This window comes from Sulfurimonas sp., assembly GCF_023229105.1.
Taxonomy (GTDB): domain Bacteria; phylum Campylobacterota; class Campylobacteria; order Campylobacterales; family Sulfurimonadaceae; genus Sulfurimonas.
The window spans coordinates 35,412-48,697 of sequence record NZ_JALNZY010000003.1 but is presented as its reverse complement, the minus strand read 5'-3'; the positions used below and the strand labels follow the sequence as shown (position 1 = coordinate 48,697).

Below are 13,286 nucleotides of genomic sequence, written 5' to 3'. Positions count from 1 at the left end.
GCGGATAGGTTCTGTGCTTAGGTTTTGATCTGCTCTGACGCTTACAGTTACATCCATTAATACAGAGCCGTTTTGTTCAGGAGTTGTAACTTCAAAATATGTTAGGGCTACAGCACATGGGGAGGGGTTTGTATATATGTATTGTAAGCTAACATTTACATCATATATTCCATTTATCGTATAAGGAGTTATTGTTGTACAAGGGCCTCCTTTTGCAATAGTTAACATAGCCAATTCTGCGGCACTTTTAGCATGGAGTGCTATCTGCTCGTAAAGATATAGGTCAACTGTTCTTTTGGCTGTCTCTGTAGTTAAAGAGAGTGATAAAGCCATAATTGTAGAAAGTATAACAATGACGATTATTGCCGTTATCATGGCAAAGCCTGAACGCCTTTTTACAAATGTACCTCTTTTTTTATGAGGATTTGTTTTTAAAATACTGTTTTTTCTTTGCATAATGAGTAATCCTCTATCAAGTCTGTTTTTACACATACCTGTATTTTTATGATTGAGCCAACAGCTTTAAATCTAAAAGTATCGACATTTTCCATAATGACAGCCTTTTTTCTATTGGCATCACTATATTTTTCTCCCTTCCATGGTTGATAATCATAGTAAAGAGTCAGATTACCATCTGCTGGAGTATGAACCACAGCATAAGCACTCCACGCTAATTGATAATACTCATAAACATCGACACCGCTAAAGTTATTGTCAACTCCGTTATCACCTCTTGTTGGGATAAAAACGCTCTCTTTCCCAACAGCTGGATCTCGCCGCACTGGGTGCATAGTACCATTGTGGTCGGTTAAAGCACCATTCCATCCATAGTTATTAATATCACTGTCAGAACCGATAAAGTATAGTGCAGCATCATTTATGCTGCTGCTATTTCCATCTGATAATATGCCTATTAGGGTATTTATTGCCGTTGTATCGGTCATGGGAGATACTAAAGTATTTTGAGTTGATAAATTTAAATCAATAATTCCACTCCACAAAGGAGCAGAATCTCCACGAAAACCGTCTATATCACTTCCTATCCACTCTAAAATAGTGGCAGTATTTCCATAATTAGAACTTGCTAATGCTTGAAAATCATTTGGATTTCCACTATTTTTTCTTGCTATAACAGAATCTTTTATACGGTACTGAAGTCTTGAAGCTATGCTCTCAACTGCTGCTTCGCTTTGAGATTGAAGTCTGTTGTTTACGCTTGAGAGTATAAAACTTCTGTATGTTTGAGATAAAAGTTCAACTCCAAATTTTGCTAAAATTCCCATAATTACGATTACAAAGATGAGTTCTAGGAGAGTAAAAGCAGCTCTGCGCATTAAAATCTTCTCTTATGGTAAGCTACTTCGCCGATGTTTGCGCTGTATATTTTTAAAGAAGTAAGCAGTGTAGTGCCATCATTTTTATATATTGATGCATTTAACTCTTTTACATCATTACTATTTAAACCTTTTTTAATGCTTATTTTGCTTTTGTACTCTTGTTTATATCCAGAAGCCTCCGCTGCTGATTCGTCAAACAAATCAACCCCATGTACACTCCTGTTTAAACCAAGCCCTGTTGCTTCAGCATTGGTATAGTTTACACCAATGCCAACATTGCTATCTAGACATCTTCTGTTTACATGACCGGGTCTTTGTCTAGTGGTAGCATTACAATTACCATCGACATCAACGACTCTTGAGTATCTGCTAATATCGAAATCTTCTATAGATCTGTTGTTGTCCCAGTAATATGTTGTTGCTTCCATCAACTCGGCAGAAGCCGCAAAAACTGCCTCTTGAACTATGCTATCTTCTATGCCTTTTGATGTGGTTTGCATCATCATAGGCAAAGACATAACTACTATAGAGATAACGACAATAGCAAATATAAGCTCTATCATAGTAAAAGCAAATCTACCCAGAGTAGTTTTTCTTCTTACCACATCAGTCTCCTGTTGGTGGTTGTACTGCCGACACCTTTTGTTGTAGTATTTGTTTCATGTGCTCCACTCCAGCCACCGACCTTATCATATTCAACTTGAAACTCATTTGTCGTAGCTGATGAAACATCTTTATTGTAAATAAGCCACGAAGAAGCATTGTTGTGCATGGTTGTTTTATATGGGTAGCTATTTCCATGATATGTTAAATCTGTAGTAGGTTTCCAACTAATAGCATAATTAGGTGCTGTAGCCGTTACAGTTCCAGTTCCATTTTTTTGAGTAACGGTGCCAATATTTCCATCATTTGGCGCATTGTGGTTTAAATTTATAAACCATCTTGTATCATCAGTCTGCTTTGAAGTAAGCCCGTTTGGCAGAAGATTCTTAGCGCATCCAGTTCCATAACAGTATGCTTCAAAGTAGATATTTGCTGTGTTGTTTGGAACAGTATACCTCTGTGTTGAAGCATGAGTTCGTCCATAAATAAATGTTGTGTTTGTATCTAGTAAGTTATCAAAACCGACTCCATAAACTTCCCCATCAGTTATCTCAACTACTTCAAAATCAGAACGAAATATCATAAAAGGATTATCCACTTTAGTGCTGTTTCTTTCAAAGTTAAACTTAAACTTAAGCGGTGCTGCTCCACTTGTAAAGTTCCCCTCATGGCTTACAAAAACTGCTTGAGCTGCTACTTGATTTTGCTTGGTTGATGTAATGTTGTTATCATCATAAAACTTAATCCTATTTTGTGAGTCACTCCATGAGAGGGGTTTGTTGTTTTTTAAAGATATTGTACTGTTTACATCTTTAGCAAAACACTTTTTAGTGTAGTTCGTAGCTGTAAGATTGTCATCACCAGCAGCATCATATAGGCGAGCGGCTGTGTTTAATTGGAGTGTAGCTGACATGTTTTTATCATTTGAAAGATAGGTAAATCCAGCACTAGAGTTGACTATACTTAACTCATTTGTAAATTTGTTAGGTATAAATATAAATCTTTTAGAGTTCTTTACCATGCAGCCAACTCTACCATTTGCATCAGGAGTATTTGAAGAGCTGTATTCTATACAATCTCCTTTACTGTCTATATAGTCAAGTCCCGCCCAATTATTGTCCGTTATGGTAAATTCAACTTCTCCGACATTTGAGTATCTTAGAAGAGCATCAACTTGACCGTTATTAAAAGGAATAGCCGCGTTTGTAAATTCTATCGGAGTTGCAAGAGTACAACCAACTGGTATGATTAGTTGTGTCGTCGCATTTTTATCTGCTGTGTTATGGATAGATTGGGTGTAGCCTAGAGATGCTAGATTTGGTTGTGCATTTTGTGCAGCTTTAATGCTAAATGTATAAAATTTATTGCCAATGAGTGTTGTATCGTTTACATCCATAGTATAACTAGCTGGACGGATAGCAAAGTTGTCTCTTGAGCAAACCGTTGTAGAATCTGTAACCATTTTAAATACTGCACTTCTGGAAGCTTTTGTGGGCGTTATGTTAAGAGTATATGATTTTTGTTTGTTAAATGTTAGTTCATTCTTGCTCGATAGCAACTCTGTGGCACTTTCACACTCAACCCCATCAGGCAACTCTACAATTGATAAATTCAAATCTCCGCTCCAACTTTTTGGAGTTATGTTGTCATTTTCAAATGATATGACATCAACATCAAAAGATTTATTGACAATTTGTGTATATAGTGCATTTTTACCATCAAGCGGATCAATTGGATCTTTGTCCCCACTTGCAATATTAACAGCACCGCTTCGTACGGTATTATAACTACCGATAACTGGCACATATACACTAAAGCTATTGTTAAAATCTACACATTTACGGATAGGAAGTCCAGTAAAGTCTATGTATAGTTGGCTATTGCGGTAACTTACTAAGTAGGTATTTTCACTAGCGTTTTGATCGCCTACCTCGGCTCTGTATTTAAACTTGGTCTCAGCACCTTTGTCGATGGTTCCACCTGCATCTTTTGTAGCACCAATCCCAAGTAAAAATTTTGCCGTTGCTGTATCTGTGGAGTATTCTGCTGTGTCATCCCCAATTGTATCGGTTTTAGCGCTGTATGTTATTCCAGGAATTGGGGCTATTTGCATTGAACCGCCTACGTATGTGATTTCGTTTGGCTTGTTAAATCTTTTTTCTATGAGAACACTTTTTGCCGGCTCATTATCTTTGTTAGTTATGGTTACTTCATACTCTACTTCATCACCTTTTGCAGGTATGTTTGAGCCACCAATCTTAGAACCATTAAATAAGAGATCTTCAATGTAGCAGACATCGGGAGCGTAAAGCTGTGTGGAAAAAGCAAAAACTCCAGGGTTGTATACATCATCACCGGTGCTTAATGTAATGGTGGTTGATGTTTGACTATTTGAGATAATTCCTAGTGCATCTGTACCTGTTCCTACATTGTAAGTTTTTATATCAATTCCTATGGTGTTGGTATAGTTTGGAGTACGCGTATCACTACCCGTTTGTGTGATAGATGAACCCATAGGATTATAATTACCACTTGATGTAGAAGCTGTTCCATCACCTTTTAGATAGTAATTTGTATTGCTTTTATTGGTAATAGAAATTTTATCTTTTTTATAGCCTATATCGCCCTCACTTCCAAAAATCACAAAAGAGGAGTTGACGGTCCCCTTACTTGGAGTTAAAAAGCCAGATAGATTGGCAGTGACACTTTTACCGCTACTAACAGCATCAAATCCATCATAAACAGTAATATTTTTTAGCGTATCACTAGGGTCTTCATAGACAATAACCATAGCCCAGCCTCCAAAATGACCAGGAGTGTAATTATTGCCATAGGCTTCACCGTCAGGGCTAGATATATTGTTAATATTTGCAACTTGATAAGTACCAGCCCCAGCACTTCTGACAATCGAAGTAACTTCCTTAACCCCTTGATAATACATAGCGTTATTAACAGTAGTATTTTTTATCCAGTTAAAACGATTATTCTGTGTTTCTGCTGTGATTTCTTTATAGGAAGTATCTCCAGGTGCTTTTAGTTTTATGGTTTGAACAGCATCCATATCAGCGCTCGAAGCAGTTCCTTTTATACCGGCTTGCCAATAGAGACCTGCCCATAAAATATTCTCTTTTTTTACACCGTTTGGCAGAGTAAAAGTATAAGAGGTAGAGTTTACGATAGTGTTGTCTGAACTATCACTTCCTAATTTATGAAATAAAGTGTCTAGATTGTTATTGTTTTTATCGCTATCTGGTTCTGTGCAATTACTCCCGCTTTTTTTACATAAAATAGAGTTTCCTATTATTTTCATATTTCCATTGATGTTAGCTTGAAAGATTTCTGTAAAATCACGAGGGTTATTTTTAGTATAGTCAGCACAAAGGCTTAGTTTCTCTTTGTATGTGGTGCTTCCTATCTTATATGTAGCATAGTATGCTTCTGCTGAAAAGTTTATAGTAGCAAGATTTTTAATATAAACACTATGCGTAGCTCCTTTAGCATAAGTGCCTGTTCGATATACGATACCTTTGTTAAATAAGTTTAAGTCTATAAGTCCATAGAGAGGTAAGTAGTCATTTAGTGTTGCACTAACTTCTGCTTCATCACTATCTTTTATTGTAGTTTTTCTATCTCCATCAATACCGATTTGATTTAAGAGGTCAAATTCAAGACCCTGAAATGCATGAATTATAGTTGCATCTGTTATTGTTGAATTACTTATATTTTTAATAGTAGTTGTAGTAGTACACCCAAAACCAAGAAGTCCATGACAAAAACCCAAACCGCTTGTTACCGGCTTTTCATAACACATATTGGCAGCATTTAAATAGTTGGTGGTTAAAAAAAGTATAAAGAGTGATTTTAGTAAAGCATTGTGTACCGATTTCATGATATTTCCCCATTTTTTTATAGCGAATAAAACAATATTAGCAAATATATGATATGTGGATGCTTAAACAAAGGTAAAAAAATAATTTTTTATATTAAAAATAATTATTTTCAGGAGCAGGTTGCCAACTCTTGTTGTATTCAACAGAGTTTAGCACGACAAATTTACAAAATTAAATAACCTACTTTTTCAAAAAATCAGAAATCTTCTCAGCTACTCCATACTCAGTGGAGTCGCTTACAATTACCTGAGCGGCTCTGTTGTTGTCGGTATTGAAAATCATAGGACCGATAAAATTTATTACCGAATTTTCTATAGGTGTTTGAATCAACATAATGTTTAAGATGATGAGATTTGAATTTTTGTCTATTTCTAGCAGTTTTTTGGTGTTAGCCGGAACTTCAAAATCATACTCTCTTAGAGCAAAAGGATCTATTAAAGTAAAGGAGATGTGCTCCTTATCTACAGATTTCATTCTCATAAAAATATCGTCAATTTTTTCTAAAACTACTTGTTTTACATCTTCAAAGCCTAAAATAGGCACGCAAACATCAAACTTCATTAAAACCCCTCTTGTACATTTTTTTATTGTAACACTTTAAGCATAAAATATACCTAGTTTAATGAGTGTTATATATGTTTTAGATAAAATAGCACCCTATTTACAAACAGGAATAAATTTAATGAAATTTAAAACTTACATCATAGTTGCCATACTGCCCTTAGTATTTTTCTTTAGCGGCTGTTCAAAAGAGATAGAAGAGTATAACAAGCCCGCTATATATTGGTACTCTAAGATAACACAAAGTGTGTCAAAGGGAGATTTAGAAAAAGCAGACAGCTACTATAGCTCGCTTCAAGGGGAGCATATAGGCTCCCCGCTACTTCCTGAAGCTACAATGATACTAGCAATTGCTCACATGTACCATGAGGAGTATCTTTTGAGTGAGTATTTTTTAGATGAGTATATAAAAAGATATGCAACTCCAAACGAGAAACAAGAAGCAGAATTTTTAAAGATAAAAGCAAAATATAAGGCACTTCCAAATCCAAGACGCGATCAAGCTCTCATAGACGAGGCAATCGCAGAGGGGGAGAAGTTTAAACTGACCTACCCAGAATCTATGTATTTCGAGATTATAAACACAATGCTTATACGCCTGTATCTCGCTCAATATGTGCTTAACGAGGAGATTTCAGACCTTTATGAGAGGCTAGATAAGCCAAAAAGTGCGAAGTATTATAAGGATATAAACCCACAGCCATGGATTGTTTCTAAAGATGTAGATAGAGCGGTTGCTCCGTGGTACCGTGCTTGGTTTGAGGGAGACGGAACGTCGAGTTGGTATGATTTTATGATACCTGATATGAAAAGTGTTGTTTCTAGAAGTTCTATAGCTGAGCAAGACGCGCAAGGAGATGATAATGAAACTAAGTGATTACAGTGAGTTTCCCGCAAATATTCCCATAATAGCAGAGGATGAACTCTTCTTGTATCCATTTATGATCTCTCCACTTTTTTTAAGTGATGAGAACAATATAAAAGCGGCAACAAAGGCGATTGAAGAGAGTTCTTTAGTTATTGTCTGCTCTACAAAGCCCTCACATGAGGGGGAGAGAGATTTTGACTCTCTTTATAATGCAGGTGTTGTAGGCTCTATCATGAGAAAGGTTACTCTCCCCGATGGAAGGGTAAAAGTTCTTTTTCAGGGTTTGGCACGTGCTAAAGTTGCTTATAAAGTTTCAGACAATCCGCTTATAGCTCATGTAGAGGTTATAAACGCAACAAATGTAAACTCTCTAAAGATAGATGCAATCCTTGAAGTGCTTCGAGAAAAAGTAAGAACGCTTGCAAGTGTTAGTAACTATTTTCCTCCGGATTTGCTTAGAACCATAGAAGAAAACCATGACCATAATCGCATCATTGATCTTATTTGTAGCACCGTAAAGCTCAAAAAAGAGCAGGCTTACCATCTTTTTGTGGAAGCAAATACCGAGAAGAGGTTTTTGGATTTAATTGAGTACCTAATTGATGAGATAGAAGCAAACAAGCTTCAAAAAGAGATTCGCTCAAAAGTACACACGCATATTGAAAAGGTAAATAAAGAGTATTTTTTAAAAGAGCAGTTAAAGCAGATTCAAAAGGAGCTTGGAAGCGATACCTCGCGAGATGAAGAGATAGAGGAGTACCGTAAAAAGCTTGAAGCTAAAAAGGAGAAGATGGATGAGGAGGCGTACAAGGAGATACATAAGCAGATAGAGCGATTTTCCCGAATGCACCCAGACTCTTCTGACGCCTCCATGACGCAGACCTATTTGGAGTGGGCTTTGGATATTCCCTTTGGAGAGGAGAGCAAAAAGAAGCTCAAAATCAGTGAAGTGCAAAATCAGCTTGATAAAGATCACTTCTCTTTAGAAAAAGCAAAACAGAGAATAACAGAGTTTTTTGCCGTAAAAGAGTTGATGGAGCTACGAGGCATCAAGGGAAATTCTGGTGCGATTATCTGTTTTTGGGGACCTCCGGGCGTTGGTAAAACCTCGTTGGCAAACTCTATAGCAGAAGCGCTTAAACGTCCTCTGATAAGAATCGCTCTTGGCGGACTAGAAGATGTTAATGAGTTAAGAGGGCATAGAAGAACTTATGTCGGCGCAATGCCGGGGCGCATTGTTCAGGGCATCATAGATGCTAAAAAAATGAATCCCGTAGTTGTGCTTGATGAGATTGATAAAGTAGCAAAAACAGGCAGAGGTGATCCTACAGCGGCTCTTTTAGAGATACTTGACCCTGAACAAAATAAGGAGTTTAGAGACTACTACCTTAACTTCAATATTGATTTAAGTAAAGTAATCTTTATAGCAACCGCTAATGAGGTGGGCCGAATTCCCGCACCGCTTCGTGATAGAATGGAGTTTATAGGAATAAGCTCATACACTCCACAGGAGAAGTATGAGATAGCATCAAGATACCTTATTCCGCAAGAGCTTAAAAAACATGGACTACGAAAATCAGAGCTTAGCATCTCAAAGCCTGCGCTTAAAGAACTTATTCACAGCTATACGCGTGAAGCAGGTGTGCGTAATCTTCGTCATCGTCTTGCAAATATGTCAAGAAAAGTTGCTCGTGAGATACTCGAACATCCTGAAATTAGTAAAGTTTCTTTGACTCTGAAAAATCTTAAAGAGTATTTTGATAAAACTGTATTTGAGATTGAAAAAACAACAAGGGTTCCCGTGGTAGGAGTTGTTAACGGTCTTGCATGGACGGCAGTGGGCGGTGATGTCCTAAAGTTAGAGAGTATACGTATAAAGGGCAAGGGAACTATGCAGCTAACGGGTAGCCTCGGCGATGTAATGAAGGAGTCGGCACTTATTGCATACAGCGTGGTAAAAACATTAATAGATACAAAAAAACTAAAGATAGATGCGCAAAATATCCCGCTAAGTATCAAAGAAAAAGAAGAGAAGACAGAGATAGACCCTAGTGAAGTTTACAAACGTTATGACCTTCATATACATGTGCCTGATGGGGCAACACCAAAAGATGGACCGAGTGCCGGGATAGCTATGGTAAGTGTTATCGCTTCAATTTTGAGCTCTAGAAAAGTACGCTCTGAAATTGCAATGACTGGTGAAGTTTCACTAAGTGGAGATGTACTTCCTATAGGCGGACTTAGAGAAAAACTTATTGCAGCACACAAGGCGGACATGAGTAAAGTTCTTATTCCTTTAAAAAATTATGAGAGAGATTTAGAGGATATTCCAAAAGAGGTTAGGGACGCTTTAGAGATAATCGGGGTAAGCAGAATTGAAGAGGTTTTAAAATACGTTTTAGTGTAAAACCTCTCTCTTGCTATAAAGAGAGTGCTTCTATCTTTTGAGTTAGTTCGCTATTTCTTATCGGTTTCATTAAAAAGCCGTTGGCTCCAAGCTCTAAAGCTTCTGTTTTTTTAGTTTCATCCGTCGTAAGTACGATAATTGGAACCTGTTTTATGTTTTCATCGCAGCGTACAACTTTAAGCATCTCCAAGCCATTCATAATAGGCATAATGATATCTAAAAGAATGAGATTAATATCACCTCTGTCTCTTATGATATCGATAGCTTCTACTCCATTTTTTGCTTCAAGGATTTCTTTTACATTTGGGTTTTTCGTAAGCATTGATTTAAGAAGCTTGAGATTTATCATATCATCATCTACTGCGAGCACTATTAATTCTTTTGACATTTTATATTACCTTTTTAAACATATTTATTAAACAGAGATTGAAGAGACGCTCTGTTTACTACATTATTGATGATTTCATCTACATATTCTTGCTGCTTCGTGGCATCTTTGTTCACGGAGTCATCAATAAGAACTATATGAGAATCAAGACCGTTTGAACTGCTTAAATCTCTGATGCTTGAGGAGATATCTGCTATATTTAAGTTACTATACTCCTTGTCAAAAAGCACGATTTTATAAGAGTGATTCTCTATCAGTTCTTTAAAATCTATAAGTGAAGTGACAACTTCGCAAGTAAGTCCCATTGTTTCTATGATTTTTGTGTAGAGTCTTGTTTCAAAGTCGCTTTTTTTTGCTAGAAGTATATCTGCTCTATACTCTGCTTTAGCTGGAAGCTCTACTGCTTGTTTTTCTATAATAACTTGCTGCGAAGCATTGATGCTATTTTCTTTGCGTTCTTCTTCCTCTGCACTGTTTTTTGTCAAATCATTAACTTCAACTATATGGTTTGCTAAAAAGTGATTTAAAACAGAGATGATTTCCGAACGCACCAAAGGCTTGGTCGTATATTCATCAAGTCCTGCGGCTAAAAATTTCTCTCTATCGCCCTTAAGCGCATTGGCTGTAAGAGCAACAATGGGAACATGAGGCTGGTTGTAGTCGTTTTCCCACTCTAAAATCTCGGCTGTTGCTTCAACACCATCTAAAAAAGGCATCTGAATATCCATGAAAATCATATCAAAATTTTCATCTTTTCGTTTTTGAAAAGCTTCAAGGCCGTTATTTGCAATAGTAACACTCAGTCCTAAATCTTCAAGTGTTCTTTGGATGAGTTTTTGGTTTATTGTATTATCTTCTGCAACTAAAATGTTTGCAACAAATCTTGATGTATTAAGGTCAAATTTTTTGTGAGGGAGGTTTTTAACAACTTGTATTGATACATCTGACTTAACATAGTTTTGAAGTGTTTGTCTTATTTTTGAGGCATGCAGAGGCTCATATAAAATTTTAAATATATCAATACCTAGAGCATCTACTTTTTTCATTAAGTTTGATTTTGTTAAAACAATAAGTTGCTGAGGTAATTTTGAAAGTTCGCTAAGAGTCTCTTTATCTACATAATCATAATCAACAAAAAGCAAGTTATAGGTTATATCTTTTTGAAGAAGAGCTATTTTACTAATATCTTTAAATGTCGTATATCCGACACCAAAGTAATCAAGATACTCTCTTAAATACTTATCCTGCTTCTTGACTTTCACTGAATCACTTAGAATAAGCGCCTTTAGGTTGTTAAAACTATCTTTAGTGCTCTGTGTGTGTGCCTCAACTTCTTCAAAATCAAGAGTAAAGAAGAAGGTACTACCCTCTCCGACTTTGCTAGATAGTTCTAGTTTTCCGCCCATTAATTCTATGAAGCTGCTAGAAATTGTAAGCCCTAGACCAGTACCGCCATATTTACGGGTAATTGATGTGTCAGCTTGTGAAAATGCTTCAAAAATTCTTGATTTGTGTTCTTCTGTTACGCCGATACCGCTATCTTGAATCTCAAATTTGATACGTGTTTTTGCAGCTTCGTTAGACTCTATTTTTCTTATATTTACATTGATAGAACCTGCGTTATTGGTAAATTTAACTGCGTTTGAGAGAAGATTTATGATAACTTCTTTAAGTTTTGTAGGATCTCCTTTGAGTGGAAAGTCTAGGTTAGGGTCAATAAAGCAGCCAAGATTGATATGTTTTTCACTCGCACGAACAGCATATACTTCAACTGCGCTTTCAAACTCCATCATTGGATTAAAGGCGATGTTCTCAATTTCAAGTTTATTACTTTCAATTTTAGAGAGGTCAAGAATATTGTTGATAATCTCAAGAAGGTTTTCAGAACTTTTTTCAATAATATCGACAAACTCGCTCTGCTCCTCTTGCAAACCAGAGTCTTTAAGAAGTTCGGTAAATCCGACAATACCGTTAAGCGGAGTACGAATCTCATGCGACATGTTTGCTAGGAACATGGATTTTGCTTCATTTGCTTCTTGGGCAGAAATTTTATCTTTTTTTGTCTGCTCAATAATCTCTTCAAGGAGCTCATAAGCTAAGTCTGTACCTTGAACTGTTTGTAGGTCAATTTTTCTATCTTGTGAGTCATAATCCTCTGCAACTTTTTTTAGGACACTCTCAAGGTGCTTAATATTATTTGCAATTTCAGTTGAAAGAATGTATCCAAGAGCAGCAAGAATAATAGCTATTATCCAAACCCCAAAAATTATTGAGAGCATCTGCAGGGATTCTTTTTGTATCTCTTTTGCTCTGTTGTTGACTGCATTAAGAAGTATGTTTTCAGCTTGAGAAATTATATTGATTTTCTCAGATAACATGGTAAACCAATCTTCAGAGGAGATCTCATATTTTCCGCTCCTTGCAAGCGCAATAATTGCTCTTCTTTGAGTGTTTATATCCTCAAGTAGCTCTTGGGTGTCTTCTGTTTTAAATAGTTGATTTAGCTCATCTGCTAGGTTTGTGTTTTGTATCCCTTCATAGTTTATTGCGTCTGCTCTGCCTATAATAGAAATCCATACATTGAAATCTTCACTTGTTAGTTCAGCCGAACTAGAGATGATATAGGACATATACCCTCTCTCAACTCCTGATGCCTCTTTGGCATTAACCATAGACATGTATAGATTGTAAAAATCATTAATCTCTTTATCGGTTTGATTTTCTGTAATTTGTTGCAGTTGATTGATAAAGTCCTTTTGCATTGAGCTATATATATTTGTAAACATCTCCTTAAATTCAATCTTATTTTCGTCTACAAGTGCTCTTGTTGATCTGATTTTCTCAATAGAAGCAGAGGCGCTTTGCATGTTCGCACATGTCAAGCAGGCAGGGTTGTCATTATTGCCTTTGTGATTATGCAGAAGTTTGTTTTCATCTAAGTATTTAAGATAATTTTCTATTTTTTTATCAACGATTTCTCTTTGTTTATTAAGAGTTTTTAGGACATTTTCATTTTTGTTTCCAAGATACATGGCGCTCATACCGCGTTCTCGTGCTAGGTTGCCGACTACCTCATTTAGAAATTTGTTTTCGTCAAGCTTGTTTTGCAGCTGCTGTGCATCTTTGTATTGTGTATATGAGTTATAAACAAAATAGCTACTCATTGTAAGTAGTACGATGATTGGTAGAAGACTTATAAGTTTTAATCTATTTTTTAATCCAAGCTGCATCA

The 13,286-nt window shown here is 36.3% G+C and carries 9 protein-coding genes; 2 read left to right on the top strand and 7 right to left on the bottom strand.

All coding sequences use genetic code 11. The features are described from left to right. The 5 genes from M0Q17_RS01035 to fliW form a co-directional block, all read right to left on the bottom strand. On the bottom strand, nucleotides 1–456 hold a 456-nt coding region (locus tag M0Q17_RS01035; RefSeq protein WP_295082378.1), incomplete at its 3' end, for a hypothetical protein. Beyond that, the gene (locus M0Q17_RS01030; protein ID WP_295082376.1) at nucleotides 432–1,334 is read right to left on the bottom strand and encodes a type II secretion system protein; all 903 of its coding nucleotides are present in this window, start codon (nucleotides 1,332–1,334) and stop codon (nucleotides 432–434) included. The genes M0Q17_RS01030 and M0Q17_RS01035, both read right to left, overlap by 25 nt. Continuing rightward, a complete protein-coding gene (locus M0Q17_RS01025) occupies nucleotides 1,334–1,942 on the bottom strand; it encodes a type II secretion system protein (RefSeq protein ID WP_295082374.1) in 609 nt (202 codons plus the stop codon). The genes M0Q17_RS01030 and M0Q17_RS01025 overlap by 1 nt, the downstream gene beginning before the upstream one ends. Next, entirely contained in the window at nucleotides 1,936–5,829 is a 3,894-nt protein-coding gene (locus M0Q17_RS01020) for a hypothetical protein (RefSeq protein ID WP_295082371.1), read from the bottom strand. The genes M0Q17_RS01025 and M0Q17_RS01020 overlap by 7 nt, the downstream gene beginning before the upstream one ends. A 181-nt stretch (nucleotides 5,830–6,010) precedes the next feature. Beyond that, nucleotides 6,011–6,391, bottom strand: coding sequence for a flagellar assembly protein FliW (gene fliW, locus M0Q17_RS01015; RefSeq protein ID WP_295082368.1), 381 nt, complete (start codon nucleotides 6,389–6,391; stop codon nucleotides 6,011–6,013). Nucleotides 6,392–6,512: 121 nt separating this feature from the next. On the opposite strand from fliW, the gene bamD reads away from it, so the two are divergent. Both bamD and lon read left to right on the top strand, forming a co-directional pair. After that, nucleotides 6,513–7,268, top strand: a complete 756-nt coding sequence (gene bamD / locus M0Q17_RS01010; RefSeq protein WP_295082366.1) for an outer membrane protein assembly factor BamD — start codon at nucleotides 6,513–6,515, stop codon at nucleotides 7,266–7,268. Further along, the gene (gene lon, locus M0Q17_RS01005; RefSeq protein ID WP_295082364.1) at nucleotides 7,255–9,666 is read left to right on the top strand and encodes an endopeptidase La; all 2,412 of its coding nucleotides are present in this window, start codon (nucleotides 7,255–7,257) and stop codon (nucleotides 9,664–9,666) included. The genes bamD and lon overlap by 14 nt, the downstream gene beginning before the upstream one ends. A gap of 13 nt (nucleotides 9,667–9,679) precedes the next feature. Here the strand turns inward: lon and M0Q17_RS01000 are convergent, their stop codons facing one another. Both M0Q17_RS01000 and M0Q17_RS00995 read right to left on the bottom strand, forming a co-directional pair. Beyond that, nucleotides 9,680–10,054 (bottom strand): response regulator, encoded by a 375-nt coding sequence (locus M0Q17_RS01000; protein WP_295082362.1) that lies wholly within the window; start codon nucleotides 10,052–10,054, stop codon nucleotides 9,680–9,682. Nucleotides 10,055–10,068: 14 nt separating this feature from the next. Further along, a complete protein-coding gene (locus M0Q17_RS00995; RefSeq protein WP_295082360.1) occupies nucleotides 10,069–13,284 on the bottom strand; it encodes a nitrate- and nitrite sensing domain-containing protein in 3,216 nt (1,071 codons plus the stop codon). Between the last annotated feature and the right edge of the window lie 2 nt (nucleotides 13,285–13,286).